Origin of the sequence: Pseudomonas sp. DVZ6 (assembly GCF_024259445.1) — a bacterium.
Taxonomy (GTDB): domain Bacteria; phylum Pseudomonadota; class Gammaproteobacteria; order Pseudomonadales; family Pseudomonadaceae; genus Aquipseudomonas; species Aquipseudomonas peradeniyensis.
On the sequence record NZ_JANCLM010000022.1, the window covers coordinates 71504 to 90549 of the forward strand.

Genomic DNA, 19046 nt, shown 5'->3' on the forward strand with positions numbered 1-19046 from the left:
AATTCGTTTCAAAGGGCCGCCCGGCGTTCGGGCGGCACGCTTGCAATCAGGATCAGTGGTCGAGGGCCTTGTACTTCTCGCGCAGGTGGTTACGGATCCACACCGCCGAGAGGTTGAGGGTGGCGATCACCAGCACCAGCAACAGCGCCGTGGCGTACACCAGCGGCCGCGCGGCCTCGACGTTGGGGCTCTGGAAGCCGACGTCGTAGATGTGGAAGCCCAGGTGCATGATCTTCTGGTCCAGGTGCAGGTACGGGTAGTTGCCATCCACCGGCAGCGACGGCGCCAGCTTCACCACACCCACCAGCATCAGCGGCGCCACTTCGCCGGCGGCACGGGCCACGGCGAGGATCATGCCGGTCATCATGGCCGGGCTGGCCATCGGCAGGACGATCTTCCACAGGGTCTCGGCCTTGGTCGCGCCCAGGGCCAGCGAGCCCTCGCGCACCGTGCGCGGAATCCGCGCCAGGCCTTCTTCGGTGGCCACGATCACCACTGGCACCGCCAGCAGCGCCAGGGTCAGCGAGGCCCACAGCAGGCCGGGGGTGCCGAGGGTCGGCGCCGGCAGCGACTCGGGGAAGAACAATCGGTCGATCGAGCCGCCCAGCACGTAGACGAAGAAGCCCAGGCCGAACACGCCGTAGACGATCGCCGGAACGCCGGCCAGGTTGTTCACCGCGATGCGGATCAAGCGGGTCACCGGGCCCTGCTTGGCGTACTCGCGCAGGTAGACCGCCGCCAATACGCCGAACGGGGTGACGATCACGGCCATGATCAGGGTCATCATCACGGTGCCGAAGATGGCCGGGAAGATACCGCCTTCGGTGTTGGCCTCACGCGGGTCGTCGCTGAGGAACTCCCAGACCTTGGCAAAGTAGGCGCCCATCTTGGTCATGCCCGACATGGCGTTCGGCTGGATGGCGTGGACCACCTTGCTCAGGTTGATCTCCACCTCGCGGCCGTTGCCGTCGCGGGCCACCAGGCTGTCGCGGGCGAAGGCCTGGTGCAGGCCGGTCAGGCGCTCTTCGATGGCCTTGTAGCGGTTGTTCAGCTCGGCGCGCTCGGCGTCCATGTCGGCCTGGGCGGCAGCGTCCAGCTTGCCGTCCAGTTCCAGCTTGCGGCTGTGCAGGCGCAGGCGCTCGAGGCCATGGTTGATGGCACCGATATCCTTCTTCTCCAGCTTCACCAACTGGTCGTTGAACTCGCTGGCGCGCTTGAGGCGGGCCTGCAGCTCGTTCCAGGCCTCGGGGCCCTGGGCGACCACGCGGCCCTCTTCCTTGACGCTGACCAGGTAGCCGTAGAAGTTGCCCCACTCACGACGCTCCAGGGCGATCAGGTCGACCGGCTTTTGCTGGTCCACCAGCCACTCGCCAACGACCCAGGTGAAGTCGCTGCCGTTGAGGTCGCGGTTACCGACCTTGATCAGCTCGCGGGTCATGAACTCCGGGCCCTGCTCGGGCACCGGCAGGCCGGCACCCTTGAGGCGTTCACGCGGTACTTCTTCCTTCTGCACCACTTCACCGACGACCACGTGGTCGGCCTGGCCCGGCACCTTGTAGGTGGCCTGGACCAAGTCGGCCGGCCAGAAGTGGCCCAGGCCGCGCACGGCGATCACGGCCAGCAGGCCGACGGTCATGATGACCGCCATGGCGACCGCGCCACCACTGATCCAGACGCCGGGGGCGCCGCTCTTGAACCAGCCTTTGAGGGAATCCTTTTTCACGGATCTCTACCTTTCTATCAAAGCGACGAGTATTTCTTGCGCAGGCGCTGGCGAATCAGCTCGGCCAGGGTGTTCATCACGAAGGTGAACATCAGCAGCACGAGGGCGGCGAGGAACAGCACACGATAGTGGCTGCCGCCGACTTCCGATTCGGGCATTTCCACGGCCACGTTGGCGGCCAGGGTGCGCATGCCCTCGAACAGGTTCATCTCCATCACCGGGGTGTTGCCGGTGGCCATCAGCACGATCATGGTCTCGCCCACCGCACGGCCCATGCCGATCATCAGCGCCGAGAAGATACCCGGGCTGGCGGTGAGGATGACCACGCGGGTCAGGGTCTGCCACGGCGTGGCGCCCAGGGCCAGCGAACCCAGGGTCAGGCTGCGCGGCACGCTGAACACGGCGTCTTCGGCGATGGAATAGATGTTCGGGATGACCGCGAAGCCCATGGCGATACCGACCACCAGGGCGTTGCGCTGGTCGTAGGTGATGCCAAGATCGTTGCTGATCCACAGGCGCATGTCGCCCTTGAAGAACCAGCTCTCGAGGAGCGGGCTCATGTACAGGGCGAACCAACCGATCACCAGGATCACCGGGATCAGGATCGCCGCTTCCCAGCCATCCGGGATACGCAGGCGGATCGACTCCGGCAGGCGGCTCCAGCTGAAGCCGGCGAGCAGGATGCCGATCGGCATGATCACGAACAGGCTGAACACGCCCGGCAGGTGGCCTTCGAGGTACGGCGCGAGGAACAGGCCGGCGAAGAAGCCGAGGATCACCGTCGGCATCGCTTCCATCAGCTCGATCACCGGCTTGACCTTGCGGCGCATGCCCGGGGCCATGAAGTAGGCGGTGTAGATGGCGGCGGCGATGGCCAGCGGCGCAGCCAGGATCATCGCGTAGAACGCGGCCTTGAGCGTACCGAAGGTCAGCGGCGACAGGCTCAGCTTGGGTTCGAAGTCGGTGTTCGAGGCGGTCGACTGCCAGACGTATTTAGGCTCGTCGTAGTTCTCGTACCAGACCTTGCCCCACAGCGCGCTGAAGGAGATCTCCGGGTGCGGGTTGCGCAGGCTCAGCGGCAGCAGCTTGCCGCCTTCTTCGATGATGATGCGGTTGGCGCGCGGCGACAGGGCCAGTACACCCGCGCCTTCGGCGACCGATTCGACCAGCAGGGTGCGGTGCGCGGTGCTGTGGAACACGCCCAATTTGCCTTCGCTGTCCAGGGCGATGAAGCCCTTGCGGCGCTCTTCGGCGTCGATCTGCACCACCGGGGCCTTGCCCAGCTGGAAGCTGCGGATCAGCTTGAAGCGCGACTCGCCATCCGGATCGCGAGCCATGAACCACTGGCTCAGGCCGCCCTTGGAATCACCGAAGATCAGCGAGATGCCGCCGACCAGCTGGGCGGTCGCGGTGATTTCGGCGTTGCCGTCTTCCAGCAGCTTGTAGCGGCCATTGAGGCTCTTGTCGCGCAGGCTGAACACATCGGCGGTGGCGCGGCCGTTGACCACGTACAGCCACTGCTGGCGCGGGTCGATGAAGATGTTCTTCACCACCTCGGTCATCTGCGGCAGCTCGATGCGGTTCTGCTCGATGGTGACCTCGTCGGTCATCATGTTCTCGGTGCGCGACAGTTCGAGCACCTGCAGGTGCGCGCCGGTGGAGCCGGCCAGCAGCAGGGTATCGCCATTGACGTTGACGCTCACGTGCTCCAGCGCACGGCCCTGGTCATCCAGGGTGAACAGGTCCTGGCCATAGGGGTAGTCGATACCCGGCTCGATGGTCTTCTTGTTGTCCGGATAGGTGATCTTGTAGGTGTGGTGGAACACCAGCGCCTGGCCGTTGGACAGGCCCAGCACCACCAGCGGGCTGCCGGGCTGGTCGGTACTGATCGAGCTGACCTGGGCGCCGGCGGGCAGTGGCAGGTCGACGCGCTTCAGTTCATTGCCGGTCTTGGTATCGAAGAACAGCGCCTGGCCCTTGTCGGACACGCGCATGCCCACGAGGTTCTGCTCCTCGAGGGCGATCATCAGGGGTTTGCCGGCGTCCTGTTGCAGCCAGGTCGGCTCCAGGGCTTTCTTGCTGGTCAACTCGGCACCCTGGAATAGCGGCAGCACCACGTAGGCCAGGTAGAAGAAGATCAGCGTGATCGCTGCCAGCACGGCAAGGCCGCCCACCAGGACGTACCAGCGGGTCAGGCGGTCCTTGAGGGCGCGCATGCGGCGCTTGCGTTGCAACTCGGGCGTATTGAAGTCAATGCGCACGGGAGGAGAATTTTGGGTCATTGTGGAGTTGGCCAGATCATTCATGCGCACACCCTAGCGGTCCCGTATGACAAAAACATGACAGTGCAGTGACGCAAAAAAGCCCGCCGCTCAGGAGCCCTGGCTTCGGACTAAGGAATTCGTGGAGGAGGCCGGCATTGTGGTCACCGGCCTCGTCCTCAGTTACTTACTTCTTTGCAACGTTACCCGCGTGGGACAGGCCCAGGTCGGCCAGGGTCTTGTCGACCACTTTGGCTGGCAGCGGGATGTAGCCGTCCTTCACGACAACTTGCTGGCCGGCCTGCGACAGCACCAGCTTGACGAACTCGGCTTCCAGCGGGGCCAGAGGCTTGTTCGGGGCCTTGTTGACGTAGACGTAGAGGAAGCGCGACAGCGGGTAGGTGCCGTTCAGGGCGTTGGCTTCGTTGTCTTCAACGAAGGCGCCGCCTTCTTTCTTGGCCAGGGCCACGGTCTTGACGCTGGCGGTCTTGTAGCCGATGCCCGAGTAGCCGATGCCGTTCAGCGAGGAGCTGATCGACTGCACGACCGAGGCCGAGCCAGGCTGTTCGTTGACGTTAGGCTTGAAGTCGCCTTTGCACAGGGCTTCTTCCTTGAAGTAGCCGTAGGTACCCGATACCGAGTTGCGGCCGAACAGCTGCACTGGCTTGTTGGCCAGGTCGCCGGTCACGCCCAGGTCGCCCCAGGTCTTGACGTCAGCCTTGGCGCCGCACAGGCGGGTGGAGGAGAAGATGGCGTCAACCTGAGCCATGGTCAGGCCCTTGATCGGGTTGTCCTTGTGCACGAACACGGCCAGGGCGTCGACGGCGACCGGGATGGCGGTCGGCTTGTAGCCGTACTTCTGCTCGAAGGCCTGCAGCTCGACGTCCTTCATCTTGCGGCTCATCGGGCCCAGGTTGGCGGTGCCTTCGGTCAGCGCGGGTGGCGCGGTCGAGGAGCCGGCGGCCTGGATCTGGATGTTTACGTTCGGATATTCCTTCTTGTAGGCCTCGGCCCACAGGGTCATCAGGTTCGCGAGGGTGTCGGAACCGACGCTGGAGAGGTTGCCCGATACACCGGTGGTCTTGGTGTAGGTCGGGATTGCAGGATCGACAGCGGCGACCGCATTGGCGGCAGCGACGCCAGCGGCGGCAAAGGTCAGGGCCGCCATCAAACGCTTCAGTTTCATGCCTTGCTCCTAGCAGGAATATCGTGGGTTGTGAGATGGAACGGGCCCAAGTATCTGCAGGCCGCATGAACACTCTATGACTCGAATGTGACAATTGGATGAAAGGCCATCACCGGTTATCCGGGATGGCCTTTCAAGATGTTTCTGGAGGGGGTCGGAGCACGCCCCTGTAGGAGCGGCCTTGCGCCGCGAAAGGGCTGCAAAGCAGCCCCGACGGTCTTGCAGGAGGCCGAGATCCTGGGGCCGCTGCGCGCCCCTTTCGCGGCACGAGGCCGCTCCTACAGGTCCGCGATTTTTGTTCGGCTCAGCGCTTGTTGACGAGCAGATAGGTACCAACCAGCAGACCAACGGCACACAGGCACGCCACATAATAGGCCGGTGCCATAGGGCTGAACTTGAGCAGCGCGGTCACCACCATCGGCGTCAGCCCGCCAAAGATCGCGTAGGCCAGGTTGTAGGAGAACGACAGGCCACTGAAGCGCACCACTGGCGGGAAGGCCTTGACCATCACGTAGGGCACGGCGCCGACGATACCCACGCACAGGCCAGTCAGGGCGTACAGCGGGAACAGCAGGTCCGGTCGAGTCGGCAGGCTGTGGTAGAAGGCCCAGGACGACGCCAGCAGCGCCAGGCTGCCGACGATGAACACGCGCCCGGCGCCGAAACGGTCGGCAAGGCTGCCAGCACCGATGCAGCCCAGGCTGAGCAGCACGATGGCCAGGCTGTTGGCCTTGAGCGAGTCGGTGGGGCTGACGTGATAGAGGCTCTGCAGCAAGGCCGGGGTCATCAGGATGATCACCACGATACCGGCCGACAGCAGCCAGGTGAGCAGCATCGAAAGGATGATCGCGCCACGGTGGTTGCGCAGCACCGCGCGCAGCGGCAGCTCCTCGGCCAGCGCCTTGCGCGCCTGCATTTCGGCGAACACCGGGGTTTCATGCAGCCAGCGGCGCAGGTAGACCGCGAAGAAGCCGAATACCCCACCGAGCAGGAACGGAATACGCCAGGCAAAGTCCGCCACTTCGTACGGGGTATAGATCGTGTTGATCAGCGTCGCCACCAGCGAGCCGAGCAGGATGCCCGAAGTCAGGCCAGCGGTCAGGGTGCCGCAGGCATAGCCGGTGTTGCGCGCCGGCACGTGCTCGGAAACGAACACCCAGGCCCCCGGCACCTCGCCGCCGATGGCCGCCCCCTGGATCACCCGCATCAGCAGCAGCAGGATCGGCGCCCACAAGCCGATCTGCTCATAGGTCGGCAGCAGGCCCATCACCAGGGTTGGCACGGCCATCAGGAAGATGCTCAGGGTGAACATCTTCTTGCGCCCGAGCAGGTCGCCGAAGTGAGCCATGACGATCCCGCCCAAGGGGCGGGCCAGGTAGCCGGCGGCGAAGATGCCGAAGGTCTGCATCAGGCGCAGCCATTCGGGCATGTCGGCCGGGAAGAACAGTTTGCCGACCACCGTGGCGAAGAACACGAAGATGATGAAGTCGTAGAACTCCAGGGCCCCGCCGAGGGCGGACAGCGAGAGGGTCTTGTAGTCACTGCGGGACAACGGCCGGGACGGCTGCTCGATACTGCTCTGCACGGAGGTCATCGCTGTTCTTTCTCTTGTAGGTCTGCGGACCGCTTGGCATGCGGCTTCTGGATTGGATAGGCAGCGAAGATAGCAAATTGCCGAGCCGCGCTCATAGCGGTACAAAATCCATACAGATATTCATGAATGTGCGGTCGTCGCTGGCTTTGCAGGTATATATACTGCCCGCTCGTAGGAAAAGGTTGCTTTCCCTGTGGGAAGTTGTGCGAAAACGTCGGTCATTGTTGTCAGACTGTTTCGCAGAGTTTCCCTTTGGCCGCCTCGCGAAGCGAAATCAGCGTAGTATGCGTGTTGCTGAATCGTTTTTACGGCGTCCTTCATTGCGCCACCAACGAAGCTTCACGGGTCAGAGGCCCCACGGCATGATTGAGCTCGAACAAGAAGATCCTATCCCGCAGGGCGACCTGGCCTTGCAGATCACCGCGCTGCCACGCGAGACCAATGGTTTCGGCGATATCTTCGGCGGCTGGCTGGTCGCCCAGATGGACCTGGCCGGCACCGCCATGGCCAGCCGCGTCGCCGGCGGCCGGGTGGCCACGGTGGCCATCGACCGCATGGCCTTCCTGGTGCCGGTGGCGGTGGGCGCGCAGCTGTCCTTCTATACCCAGACCCTGGAGATCGGCCGCAGCTCGATCCAGATGATGGTCGAAGTGTGGAGCGATGACCCGCTTTCGAGCGAATGGCGCAAGGTCACCGAGGCGGTGTTCGTGTTCGTCGCCATCGACGGCAGCGGTCGCACCCGCTCGGTGCCTCGTCGCTGAGCCGAGCGAGCGGTAAACTCATTGCACGTCACCGGGTCCAACGGCCTGACAGACAATCAATGAGACGAGCGCAATGGCTAACTTCACGGTCGAGACCGAGCTTCACGGCGAACTCAATTGCTGGCGCATCACCAGCGAGCATGCCGAACTATTGATCGCCCAGCAGGGCGCGCAGGTCCTCAGCTACCAGCGCTTTGGTGACGAGCCGCTGTTATGGCTGAGCGAGAAAGCCATCTTCCGCCAGGGCAAATCGGTGCGCGCCGGCGCACCGGTGTGCTGGCCCTGGTTCGGCATCTTCGACCGCAACCCGGATTCGGTCAAAGCCATGTTCAAGGGCGAGCAACCACCGGCCCACGGCCTGGTGCGAGGCCGCGACTGGCAGTTGCTGGGGGCCGAGGAACACGGCGACAACCTGCGGATCGAATTCGAACTGCCCGAAGCCCAGGGCGACCTGCCCGGCTGGGCCCACGAGGTCCAGCTCAAGCTGCTGGTGGAACTGGGCGACCAGCTGAAGCTGACCCTCACCAGCTACAACCTCGGCAATACCGATGTCACCCTGAGCCAGGCCCTGCACAGCTACTTCGCGGTAAGCGACGTGCGCCAGGTACAGGTGCAAGGTGTGGACGGGTTGGCCTATATCGAAACCCTGGCCAACTGGGAGCAACGCCAACAGCAGGGCAACCTGGGCTTCGCGGGCGAGACCGATCGCATCTACCTGAACGCCCCTGAGCGCCTGGCCATCGTCGACCCACACTGGAACCGCCGCATCACCCTGCAGGCCGGCGGCTCACGCACCGCAGTGATCTGGAACCCCTGGACCGAGCGCGCCCGCGACCTGCCGGACATGGCCGACGATGGCTGGCAGCGCATGCTGTGCATCGAGACGGCGAATGTGATGGACGACGTGGTGGTGCTCAAGCCGGGGGCGAGTCATGCGATGAGCGTGGCGATCGGTAGCGAAGTGCTCTGTTAATGCCATCGCGGGGCAAGTCGGGTCGCCGCATCGCCGCTCCCACGACTATCACGTGGGAGCGGGCTTGCCCCGCGATTGGTCCAATCACAGATCAGCATCCTCCACCACCCTCACCTGCCCCGCCTCCAGCGCATACGCCGCATCCGCCAGGTCATTGCTGACCGTTTCCACCTTCAGCGTGCCGGTCACCCACAACGGCGTGTAGATGTCGTCGATCTTCAAACCTTTCGGATAACGCACCAGCACCAGCTGGTTCGGCGGCGGCGGCGGTACGTGGATGCAAGCGCCCGGGTACGGCACCAGGAAGAACAGCGTGCTGTTGCCCTTGGCATCGCTCTCCAGCGGCACCGGATACCCGCCCAGGCGGATCTGCTTGCCGTTCATCGCTGCCACGGTCTTGGTCGAGTACATCACCGCAGGCAAGCCCTTGCTCTGCTTCAGGCCACCCTTGGTAGTAAAGGTCCCCTGGGCTTCCGGGGAGTCGTGGTCGATCTCGGGCATCTGCTCGAGGGCTTTCTGGTCCGACTTGGGCATCAGCTCAAGCCAGTCGGTCTCGGGCAGTTCGGCATGGGCCAGGGCGCTGGCCAACAGCAGGGGGACGAGGAATAACGCACGCATGGGAATGCTCGACAACTCGGGATTGAATTGCCGGGCATTCTAGCCTGTGTTCAGTTCTTCTTGATGAAGCCGTAGATCACCAGAAGGATGATGGCGCCGACCAGGGCCCCGAAGAAGCCTGCGGCCTGTCCGGCCTGGTAGATGCCCAGGGCTTGCCCGCCATAGGTGGCGGCCAGGGAGCCGGCGATGCCGAGGAGGATGGTCATGATCCAGCCCATGCTGTCGTCACCCGGTTTCAGGAAACGCGCCAGCAGGCCGACGATCAGGCCGATGAAGATGGTTCCAATGATGCCCATGGCAATCCCTCTGTGATGAACATGAAACATGCCAAAGCCTAGTCAGCGCTTTGGCATGTTGCCATCTCAGAGCGGCATTGCCGGGCAGAAGTTCGATCAGCCGGCGATCAACGCCTCTACTTCGGCGATCTTGGCCTTTAGGGTGGCCATGTCGGCGCAGCGCAGGGTGGCATGGCCGACCTTGCGTCCGACCTTGAACGCCTTGCCGTAGTGGTGCAGGTGGCAATCGTCGATGGCCACGACCTTGTCCACCGGCGGCACTTCGCCGATGAAGTTGAGCATGGCGCTCTCGCCGACCTTGGCGGTCGAACCCAGCGGCAGGCCGGCGACGGCGCGCAGGTGGTTCTCGAACTGGCTGCACTCGCTGCCTTCGATGGTCCAGTGCCCGGAGTTGTGCACGCGCGGGGCGATCTCGTTGGCCTTCAGGCCGCCGTCGACTTCGAAGAACTCGAAGGCCATGACGCCGACATAGTCCAGCTTCTGCAGCACGCGACCGACGTAGTCTTCGGCCAGGGCCTGCAGCGGGTGCGCGTCGCTGGCCACCGACAGTTTCAGGATGCCGCTGTCGTGGGTGTTGTGCACCAGCGGATAGAAGCGGGTTTCGCCATCGCGGGCACGCACGGCCACCAGCGACACTTCGCCGGTGAACGGCACGAAACCTTCCAGCAGGCAGGGCACGCTACCCAGCTCGGCGAAGGTATCGACCACGTCCTCAGGCTTGCGCAGGACCTTCTGGCCCTTGCCGTCATACCCCAGGGTGCGGGTCTTGAGCACGGCCGGCAGGCCGATGCTGGCGACGGCCGCATCCAGGTCTTCCTGCGAGAGGATGTCGGCGAAAGCCGGGGTCGGAATCCCCAGGTCGCGGAACATGCTCTTCTCGAACAGACGATCACGGGCGATGCGCAGGGCCTCGGCACTCGGGTAGACCGGCACAAACTGCGAGAGAAAGGCGACGGTTTCCGCCGGCACGCTCTCGAACTCGAAGGTTACCAGGTCGACTTCGTCGGCCAGCTGGCGCAGGTGGTCCTGGTCGCCGTAGTCGGCGCGCAGGTGCTCGCCCAGCGGGGCGGCGCAGGCGTCCGGGGCCGGGTCGAGGAAGGCGAAGTTCATGCCCAGCGGGGTGCCCGCCAGGGCCAGCATGCGGCCCAGTTGGCCGCCACCGATTACACCGATCTTCATAGCGTCAACCTCAAGCCTGGCGCGGGTCTGGATTGTCCAGCACGGTGTCGGTCTGCTCGGTGCGGAACTGCTTGAGCGCCGCGTGGAACTGCGGGTACTTGGCGCCCAGGATGCTCGCCGACAGCAGCGCGGCGTTGATCGCGCCGGCCTTGCCGATGGCCAGGGTGGCTACCGGCACGCCGGCCGGCATCTGCACGATCGACAGCAGCGAATCGACACCCGACAGCATCGACGACTGCACCGGCACGCCCAGCACCGGCAGGTGGGTCTTGGCGGCGCACATGCCTGGCAGGTGGGCGGCGCCGCCGGCACCGGCGATGATCACCTCGATGCCGCGGCCTTCGGCCTCCTCGGCGTACTGGAACAGCAGGTCCGGGGTACGGTGGGCGGAAACCACCTTCACCTCGTAGGGGATGCCGAGTTTTTCCAGCATATCGGCGGTGTGGCTAAGGGTGGACCAATCGGACTTGGAGCCCATGATCACGCCAACCAGTGCACTCATCGTCGAGCCTCTTCGCTTGTGCGCCCGCAGGCGCGTCAAAAAACAACAAGCCACGCGGGACGACCGGCGTGGCTTGTTTGCTGATCATGACCGGATCTATCCGGTCGAGGGGCCGCGCAGTATAGCGTAACGCGAGGCGATCACGGCACCCCCGGCGACCAACTGTCGCCCTTATTTTTCGGGGGTTTGGCTGACTTTCGGGTCAACTGAGCCGCCCTCCAGCTTGCGCCACAGCAACCGCACGTTGGCCTTGCGCACCAGCGCGCAGCGATACAGGCGGATTTCCAGCGGCACATGCCACTGGCTGCCGCCACAGATCACCAGTTCGCCGCGCTCCAGCTCACCACGCATCGACAGCCTCGGCACCCAGGCGATGCCCATGCCTTCGAGGGCCATGCTCTTGAGACTGTCGGCCATCGCGGTTTCATAGACAGTGGTATAGCGCAGGTTGCGCTGGCGCAGCAGCAGATTGACCGAACGGCCGAGAAAGGCGCCGGCGCTATAGGCCAGCAGCGGCACGCTACCCTCGCCCTCCAGGTCGAACAGCGGCTTGCCGTCCGGGCCCACCGCGCACACCGGAAGCATTTCGGTGGTGCCCATGTGCAATGAGGGGAATATCTCGGCGTCCATCTGCAGGGCGGCGTCCGGGTCATAGAAAGCCAGCATCAGGTCGCAGCCACCTTCGCGCAATGCATGAACGGCATCACCGACGTTGGTGGCCACCAGGCGCGTGGCGATGTTCAAGCCATCGTTGCGCAACTGCGCCACCCAGCGCGGGAAAAAGCCCGACGCCAGGGAGTGCGCCGCCGACACCTGGATCACCTCGCCCTGCCCGCCTTCGAGGTGATGCAAATGGCGGAGAACTTCGCTCAACTGGTCGACAACGGTACGCGCAGTGACGAGAAACAGCTGACCGGCCTCGGTCAGTTCGATGGGTGTGCGGGAACGATTCACCAAGGTCAGCCCCAGCGCCGCCTCCAGGCTGCGTATGCGTCGGCTGAAGGCCGGCTGGGTGACAAAACGGCGCTCGGCCGCCTGGGAAAAACTGCGGGTGGAGGCCAAGGCACTGAAGTCTTCCAGCCATTTGCTTTCGAGGTTCATCGACTACTCCGCAACGCGTGCACCAAAATGGAACACGCTCGATTGTCAATCGGCGTCACATCAAACCGTATGCCGTTTGTGCATAGGTTAGCGTGCAACAGCATTGGCCGCAAAATCCGGGCAGCCCTAGCATTGGCGCCATTCCGGCAGGTGCCGGGTCAAAATCGAGATGATATCCATCATGTCCTCCGCTGCATCGTTCCGCGTCGAAAAAGATCTGCTTGGTACCCTTGAAGTCCCTGCCGATGCCTACTACGGCATCCAGACTCTGCGCGCTGCCAACAACTTCCACCTCTCCGGCGTTCCGCTGTCGCACTACCCGAAACTGGTAGTCGGCCTGGCGATGGTCAAGCAGGCTGCTGCTGACGCCAACCGTGAGCTGGGGCACCTGAGCGATGCCAAGCACGCTGCCATCACTGCAGCCTGCGCCCGACTGATCAAGGGTGACTTCCACGATCAGTTCGTCGTGGACATGATCCAGGGCGGTGCTGGCACCTCCACCAACATGAACGCCAACGAAGTCATCGCCAACGTCGCGCTGGAGCACATGGGCCACCAGAAAGGTGAGTACCAGTACCTGCACCCGAACAACGACGTGAACATGGCGCAGTCGACCAACGACGCCTACCCGACCGCGATCCGTCTGGGCTTGCTGCTGGGTCACGACGCCCTGCTGGCCAGCCTCGACAGCCTGATCCAGGCCTTCGCCGCCAAGGGTAAAGAGTTCGACCACGTACTGAAGATGGGCCGCACCCAGCTGCAGGACGCCGTGCCGATGACCCTGGGCCAGGAATTCCGCGCCTTCGCCACCACCATGACCGAAGACCTGCAGCGCCTGCGCTCGCTGGCTCCGGAACTGCTGACCGAAATCAACCTGGGCGGCACCGCCATCGGTACCGGCATCAACGCCGACCCGGGCTACCAGATGCTGGCCGTTCAGCGCCTGGCGATCATCAGCGGCCAGCCGCTGGTCCCGGCTGCCGACCTGATCGAAGCCACCTCCGACATGGGCGCCTTCGTGCTGTTCTCCGGCATGCTCAAGCGCACCGCAGTCAAGCTGTCGAAGATCTGCAACGACCTGCGCCTGCTGTCCAGCGGCCCACGCACCGGCATCAACGAGATCAACCTGCCGGCGCGCCAGCCAGGCAGCTCGATCATGCCAGGCAAGGTCAACCCGGTGATCCCGGAAGCCGTCAACCAGGTGGCCTTCGCCATCATGGGCAACGACCTGGCGCTGACCGTCGCCGCCGAAGGTGGCCAGCTGCAGCTGAACGTGATGGAACCGCTGATCGCCTACAAGATCTTCGACTCGATCCGCCTGCTGCAACGCGCCATGGACATGCTGCGCGAGCACTGCATCGTCGGCATCACCGCCAACGAACAGCGCTGCCGTGAACTGGTCGAGCACTCGATCGGCCTGGTCACCGCCCTGAACCCGTACATCGGCTACGAAAACGCCACCCGTATCGCCCGCGTCGCCCTGGAAACCGGCCGCGGTGTACTGGAACTGGTGCGCGAAGAGAAGCTGCTGGACGAAGAGATGCTCAACGACATCCTGCGTCCGGAAAACATGATCGCTCCCCGTCTGGTTCCGCTGAAGGCGTAACCCAGACCGCTGCAAACAGTCTCACCAGGTCGAGGGACTAGACACCTCTCAACCTTTCAAGGGCCCGAGCGCACGCTCCGGGCCCTTTTTTTATGCCTGGGAAATGCCGTTGTTGGGGGAGCGGCTTCGTGGGAGCGGGCTTGCCCCGCGATATCGATGCGGGCCTCAACAACGCCATCGCGGGACAAGCCCGCTCCCACGCCATGCCGCGCACCCGGCACACAACTTGCTCCATTATCCGCTCAGCCCAATGGGACGCCGAGCATGCTGCACAGCCACCTCACCACCCTCAACGCGGTTTCGCTGATCCTCCAGGTGTTCCAGGAGGCCGGCGTCGACTCGCGGCAGCTGCTCGCCGGCAGCGGCATAGGCCCGGCGGACCTGGGCCACGCCGATGCGCGCATCACCACCCAGCAGGAGCTGCAGGTGTGCGCCAACGCCGTGGCCAGACGCGAGGACATCGGCCTGGAACTGGGCCGACGGATGCATGTTTCGTGCTACGGGATGCTGGGTTACGCCCTGCTCTCCAGTGCCACTTTGGGTGACGCCCTGCGCCTGGCGCTGAGTTACCCGGCACTGCTGGGAACAGTCTTCCAGCTGCGCCTGGTGGACGACGGCCAGCGGGTCTGGCTCTGCGCCAGCGATCATTACGACGCCCCCGGCCTTGCCGCCTTCAACGCCGAGTTCTGCCTGGTGTCGCTGAAAGTGATCTGCGATGACCTGCTCGGCCGCCCGCTGCCGCTGCTGGCGGCGCGCTTCGAACACTCGCGCCCCGGCTACCACACGCTCTACGACGGTGCATTCCAGTGCCCGCTCGGCTTCGAGGCCGGCGATAACGCCTTCGCCTTCGAGCGCCGCTGGCTGGACATGCCGCTGCCGCTGGCCGACCCGATCACCCACAAGGCCATGGGCGAACGCTGCCGGCGCCTGAACCTGGAGTTCACCGGACGCCAGGCCTGGCTCGGGCGCATTCGCCAGTTGCTGGTCCAACAGCTGGATGCCGCTCCCGGGCTGGAGGGGCTGGCACGGCAGATGAACTGCTCGTCGCGCACCTTGCGCCGGCACCTGCAGGCGCTGGGCAGCAGTTATCAACAGCTGCTCGACGAGTTGCGCTTCGAACGGGCCAAGCAACTGCTGGCCGAAGACCAGATGCCGATCTATCGCATTGCCGAATCGCTGGGGTTCAGCGAGACGGCGAGTTTCAGGCATGCCTTCCAGCGTTGGAGCGGCGTGGCGCCCAGTCATTTCCGCGGTTGATCTGAGCCGACCCTATCGCGGGGCAAGCCCGCTCCCACGGAAGATCTGGCGTGGGAGCGGGCTTGCCCCGCGATGAGGCCAGCACATGCCTTGGCCACATCGATCCCCTTTTGGCCATCCGCACCGTTCTCTCCTCACTGGCCCACCCAGCAGAATGGCCTCACGCCAGTCATAAACGGAGAACAACAAATGCTGACGGTCTATTCCGATGACCACCGCCTGCACCATGGCCGCTGCGAGCTGATCGACGGCCAGCTGATGCCCTGCTTTGAAATGCCCTCCCGCGCCGACCACGTCCTGGAGCAGGTGCAAAGGCGCAACCTCGGCCCTGTGCAAGGCCCCACCGATTTCGGCCGCGCTCCGCTGCAACGCATCCACAGCACCGACTACCTGAACTTCTTCGAAGGCGCCTGGGCCCGCTGGGCCGCACTGGGCCACGACGGCGACCTGCTGCCCTTCACCTGGCCGGCGCGCACCCTGCGCCAGGTCAAGCCCACCGGCCTGCACGGCGAACTCGGCTACTACAGCTTCGATGCCGGCGCGCCGATCACCGCCGGTACCTGGCAGGCCGCCTACAGCGCAGCGCAAGTGGCCCTGACCGCCCAGGCCGCGATCCAGCAAGGCGCCTACGCGGCCTTCGCCCTGTGCCGCCCGCCGGGACACCACGCCGCCGCCGAGGTGATGGGTGGCTACTGCTACCTGAACAACGCCGCCATCGCCGCCCAGGCCTTTCTCGACCAGGGCCGGCGCAAGGTGGCCATCCTCGATGTCGACTACCACCACGGCAACGGCACCCAGGACATCTTCTACACCCGCAACGATGTGTTCTTCGCCTCAATCCACGGCGACCCGCAGGACGAGTTCCCGTTCTTCCTGGGCTATGCCGACGAGGTCGGCGAAGGCGCGGGTGAAGGCTGCAACATCAATTACCCACTGCCCGCCGGCAGTGACTGGGCGGCCTGGAGCGCGGCACTGGAAGCCGCCTGCCAGCGCATCGCCACCTACGATGCGGATGTACTAGTGATCTCGCTCGGCGTCGACACCTTCAAGGACGACCCGATCTCCCAGTTCAAGCTCGACAGCCCGGACTACCTGGAGATGGGCAAGCGCATCGCCCTGCTGGGCAAGCCGACCTTGTTCGTGATGGAGGGCGGCTACGCTGTGGAGGAAATCGGCATCAACGCGGTCAATGTGCTGGAAGGCTTCCAGCGCGCCCAGCCAGGAGCCTGAACATGGTCCGACTCAAGCGTCTGCTCGCCCCGCTCATCACCGCCGGCCTGCTCGCCGGCGCGCTCCAGGCCCACGCCGACCAGCGCACCCTGCGGGTCTACAACTGGTTCGACTACATCACCCCGCAGACCCTCACCGACTTCCAGAAGGACAGCGGGGTGAAACTGGTCTACGACATCTTCGACACCAACGAGGCGCTGGAGGCCAAACTGCTGACCGGCAACTCCGGCTACGACGTGGTGGTGCCGTCCAATGTGTTCCTCGCCAAGCAGATCGAGGCCGGCGTGTTCCAGCCGCTCGATCGCACCAAGCTGCCCAACTGGCAACATCTGGACCCGGCGCTGATGAAGCTGATCGAGGCCAACGATCCCGGCAACAAGTTCGCCGTGCCCTACATGTACGGCACCGTGCTGATCGGCTTCAACCCGGACAAGGTCAAGGCCGTGCTCGGCGACAACGCTCCGGTGGACAGCTGGGACCTGATCTTCAAGCCGGAGAACATCGCCAAGCTCAAGCAATGCGGCGTGGCACTGCTCGACTCGCCGTCGGAGATCCTGCCGCTGGCCCTGTCGTACCTGGGCCTGGACCCCAACAGCGGCAAGCCGGCCGACTACCAGAAGGCCCAGGACCTGCTGCTGAAGATTCGCCCGCATGTCACCTACTTCCACTCCTCCAAGTACATGGCCGACATTGCCAACGGCGACATCTGCGTGGCGGTGGGCTATTCGGGCAGCTTCTCCCAGGCCGCCAACCGCGCCCACGAGGCGAAGAACGGCGTAGTGGTGGACATGCGCCTGCCCAGGGAAGGCGCACCGATCTGGTTCGACATGCTGGCAATCCCGAAGAATGCCGCCAACCCGGAGGATGCCCATGCCTTCATCAACTACCTGCTGCGGCCTGAGGTGATCGCGCCGATCAGCGATTTCGTCGGCTACCCGAACCCGAACAAGGATGCGACCGACAAGGTCAGCCCGGCGATCCGCAACAACCCGAACCTGTACCCGACGGCGGAGGCGATGGCCAAGCTGTATACCCTCAAGCCGTTGCCGCGGGATGCCGAACGGGCACGGACGCGGGCCTGGACCAAGATCAAGTCCGGTACCTGAACACCATCGCGGGGCAAGCCCGCTCCCACGCCGATTGTGTTGGCTGCGTGGGAGCGGGCTTGCCCCGCGATGGCTAGCGCCAGGTCTTGCGCAGGCGCATCAAAGCCTGCGCAATCTCCCCCTCCGGCACCGCGGCAAACCCCAGCACCAGCCCCGCCCTTTTATCCACAGGCTCCTCGCTGTCCTCCAGCCAGTAGCTGCTCAGCGGATTGACCTCCACCCCCACCGCTTCCGCCCGAGCCACCAGGTCCTGTTCCTGCGCGAAGTTATCCACATCCACCTTCACATGAAGCCCCGCCGCCACCACCGGCATGGCCCCCAGCCCCGGCACATCCTGTGGCCAGCCAGCCTGGAGCACATTGCGCCGCGCCAGCGCAGCCCGGCGCATGCGGCGGACATGCCGCTGGAAATGCCCCTGGGCCATGAACTGCGCCATCACGCACTGGGTACCAACCTCCGAATGGCGCACCGCCAGCGCCCGGCATTGACTGAACGCCTGCACCAGACGCCCAGGGAGCACCAGGTATCCCAGGCGCAGGGCCGGCAGGGCGATCTTGCCAAAGGTCCCCACGTACAGCACGCGCCCTTGGCGGTCCAGCGCGGCCAGTGGCGCCAGCGGCGCACCGCTGTAACGGTACTCGCCGTCGTAGTCGTCCTCGAGGATCCAGCCATCCTGGCGCTCGGCCCAGGCCAGCAACGACAGGCGACGAGCCAGGCTCATGGTGATACCCGTGGGGTACTGGTGGGCAGGCGTCACGTAGGCCAGCCGGCACTCGGGCATCTCGGCCAGTCTCGCGCAGTCCATGCCCTCGGCATCCACCGGCACACCCCTGAGCGTCGCCCCGGCCATCGCGAACGCATGCCCGGCAGCCCGGTACCCCGGGTTTTCCACAGCCACGCCATCGCCAGGCTGCAACAGCAGCTGTGCACAAAGGCTGATGGCCTCCTGCGCGCCACTGGTGATCACAATTTGTTCAGCCGCGCAGTAAAGCCCCCGCGAGCGTCGCAGGTAGGTGGCAATCAACTCGCGCAGCTGCCACTCACCCGCCGGGTCGCCATAACCCAGCATCGCCGGGTCGGGATTTCGCCAGAAACCCGCTTGCAGCTTGGCCCACACCTCGAACGGGAACAGGTCGAACGCCGGCACACCCACGCGAAAAGCCCTGGGTGCCCCGCCCCTGGGCAGCGGCAAATGATGATTTTTCAGACGTTGCAGGGGCTCGCTGATGACAGCCTGACTGGATAAATCCTCAGTATCCGCAGTGCGAAATGTGGATAAGTCTGTTGATAAACCCAGGGATAACCCTGTTGATAATTGTGTGGATAGTTTCGGTAGCTGGCTCACATAGGTGCCATCGCCGACCCGGCTCTCGATGAAGCCTTCGGCATACAGCTGGTCGTAGGCCCGCACCACGCTGTTTCGCGACAGCGTCAGCATCGCCGCCAGGTCGCGGGTGGCCGGCAACCGCGTGCCGCTGCCCAAACGCCCATCCAAAACCCTGGCGCGCAAGGCATGGTAGAGCTGCTGGCTCAGCCCGCGGCGGCGGTCCAGGACGATACCCGTGGGGTCGAAAGGCAGAGGATGGCAACGTTCGATCATGGCATTGGACCTATGAAAACAGCCGTGAATGGCTCTTACCCAGAGCCAATAGC

At 64.5% G+C, this 19046-nt stretch carries 16 protein-coding genes; 6 read left to right on the forward strand and 10 right to left on the reverse strand.

Annotated features, from left to right (window positions below; all coding sequences use genetic code 11):
* Window positions 1-52: 52 nt before the first annotated feature.
* From pstA to NMG10_RS14570, 4 genes are all read right to left on the reverse strand, one after another.
* A complete protein-coding gene (gene pstA, locus NMG10_RS14555) occupies window positions 53-1723 on the reverse strand; it encodes a phosphate ABC transporter permease PstA (RefSeq protein WP_203649355.1) in 1671 nt (556 codons plus the stop codon).
* A 17-nt stretch (window positions 1724-1740) separates the two neighbouring features.
* Complete coding sequence (locus NMG10_RS14560) at window positions 1741-4029, reverse strand: ABC transporter permease subunit (protein ID WP_232855405.1); 2289 nt, start codon at window positions 4027-4029, stop codon at window positions 1741-1743.
* Between the two features lie 142 nt (window positions 4030-4171).
* The gene (locus NMG10_RS14565; protein ID WP_232855406.1) at window positions 4172-5170 is read right to left on the reverse strand and encodes a phosphate ABC transporter substrate-binding protein PstS; all 999 of its coding nucleotides are present in this window, start codon (window positions 5168-5170) and stop codon (window positions 4172-4174) included.
* A gap of 304 nt (window positions 5171-5474) precedes the next feature.
* Entirely contained in the window at window positions 5475-6764 is a 1290-nt protein-coding gene (locus NMG10_RS14570; protein WP_254464600.1) for an MFS transporter, read from the reverse strand.
* A gap of 362 nt (window positions 6765-7126) precedes the next feature.
* Here NMG10_RS14570 and NMG10_RS14575 point away from each other — a divergent pair, with 362 nt between their 5' ends.
* Both NMG10_RS14575 and NMG10_RS14580 read left to right on the forward strand, forming a co-directional pair.
* Window positions 7127-7525, forward strand: coding sequence for an acyl-CoA thioesterase (locus NMG10_RS14575; protein WP_003253317.1), 399 nt, complete (start codon window positions 7127-7129; stop codon window positions 7523-7525).
* Between the two features lie 73 nt (window positions 7526-7598).
* Window positions 7599-8498 (forward strand): D-hexose-6-phosphate mutarotase, encoded by a 900-nt coding sequence (locus NMG10_RS14580; RefSeq protein ID WP_254464601.1) that lies wholly within the window; start codon window positions 7599-7601, stop codon window positions 8496-8498.
* An 84-nt stretch (window positions 8499-8582) separates the two neighbouring features.
* On the opposite strand, the gene NMG10_RS14585 is transcribed toward NMG10_RS14580, so the two are convergent.
* The 5 genes from NMG10_RS14585 to NMG10_RS14605 form a co-directional block, all read right to left on the reverse strand.
* The gene (locus tag NMG10_RS14585; RefSeq protein WP_254464602.1) at window positions 8583-9116 is read right to left on the reverse strand and encodes a DUF3299 domain-containing protein; all 534 of its coding nucleotides are present in this window, start codon (window positions 9114-9116) and stop codon (window positions 8583-8585) included.
* Window positions 9117-9166: 50 nt separating this feature from the next.
* Complete coding sequence (locus tag NMG10_RS14590; RefSeq protein WP_050707557.1) at window positions 9167-9412, reverse strand: GlsB/YeaQ/YmgE family stress response membrane protein; 246 nt, start codon at window positions 9410-9412, stop codon at window positions 9167-9169.
* A 96-nt stretch (window positions 9413-9508) separates the two neighbouring features.
* On the reverse strand, window positions 9509-10591 hold the full coding sequence (locus tag NMG10_RS14595) for a 5-(carboxyamino)imidazole ribonucleotide synthase (protein WP_232855409.1): 1083 nt from the start codon (window positions 10589-10591) through the stop codon (window positions 9509-9511).
* A gap of 10 nt (window positions 10592-10601) precedes the next feature.
* Entirely contained in the window at window positions 10602-11093 is a 492-nt protein-coding gene (gene purE, locus NMG10_RS14600; protein WP_050707559.1) for a 5-(carboxyamino)imidazole ribonucleotide mutase, read from the reverse strand.
* A gap of 171 nt (window positions 11094-11264) precedes the next feature.
* Entirely contained in the window at window positions 11265-12194 is a 930-nt protein-coding gene (locus NMG10_RS14605) for a LysR substrate-binding domain-containing protein (RefSeq protein WP_050707560.1), read from the reverse strand.
* A gap of 181 nt (window positions 12195-12375) precedes the next feature.
* Here NMG10_RS14605 and aspA point away from each other — a divergent pair, with 181 nt between their 5' ends.
* The 4 genes from aspA (at window position 12376) to NMG10_RS14625 (ending at window position 17393) form a co-directional block, all read left to right on the forward strand.
* Window positions 12376-13800 (forward strand): aspartate ammonia-lyase, encoded by a 1425-nt coding sequence (gene aspA / locus NMG10_RS14610; protein WP_110736208.1) that lies wholly within the window; start codon window positions 12376-12378, stop codon window positions 13798-13800.
* A gap of 264 nt (window positions 13801-14064) precedes the next feature.
* Window positions 14065-15057, forward strand: a complete 993-nt coding sequence (locus tag NMG10_RS14615) for an AraC family transcriptional regulator (protein ID WP_232855410.1) — start codon at window positions 14065-14067, stop codon at window positions 15055-15057.
* Between the two features lie 189 nt (window positions 15058-15246).
* Window positions 15247-16287, forward strand: coding sequence for a histone deacetylase family protein (locus NMG10_RS14620; protein WP_232855411.1), 1041 nt, complete (start codon window positions 15247-15249; stop codon window positions 16285-16287).
* A gap of 2 nt (window positions 16288-16289) precedes the next feature.
* Window positions 16290-17393: an extracellular solute-binding protein gene (locus NMG10_RS14625; protein WP_203649344.1), complete on the forward strand. Its 1104-nt coding sequence runs from the start codon at window positions 16290-16292 to the stop codon at window positions 17391-17393.
* Window positions 17394-17466: 73 nt separating this feature from the next.
* Here the strand turns inward: NMG10_RS14625 and NMG10_RS14630 are convergent, their stop codons facing one another.
* Window positions 17467-18993, reverse strand: a complete 1527-nt coding sequence (locus NMG10_RS14630) for a PLP-dependent aminotransferase family protein (RefSeq protein WP_232855412.1) — start codon at window positions 18991-18993, stop codon at window positions 17467-17469.
* Window positions 18994-19046: the final 53 nt, after the last annotated feature.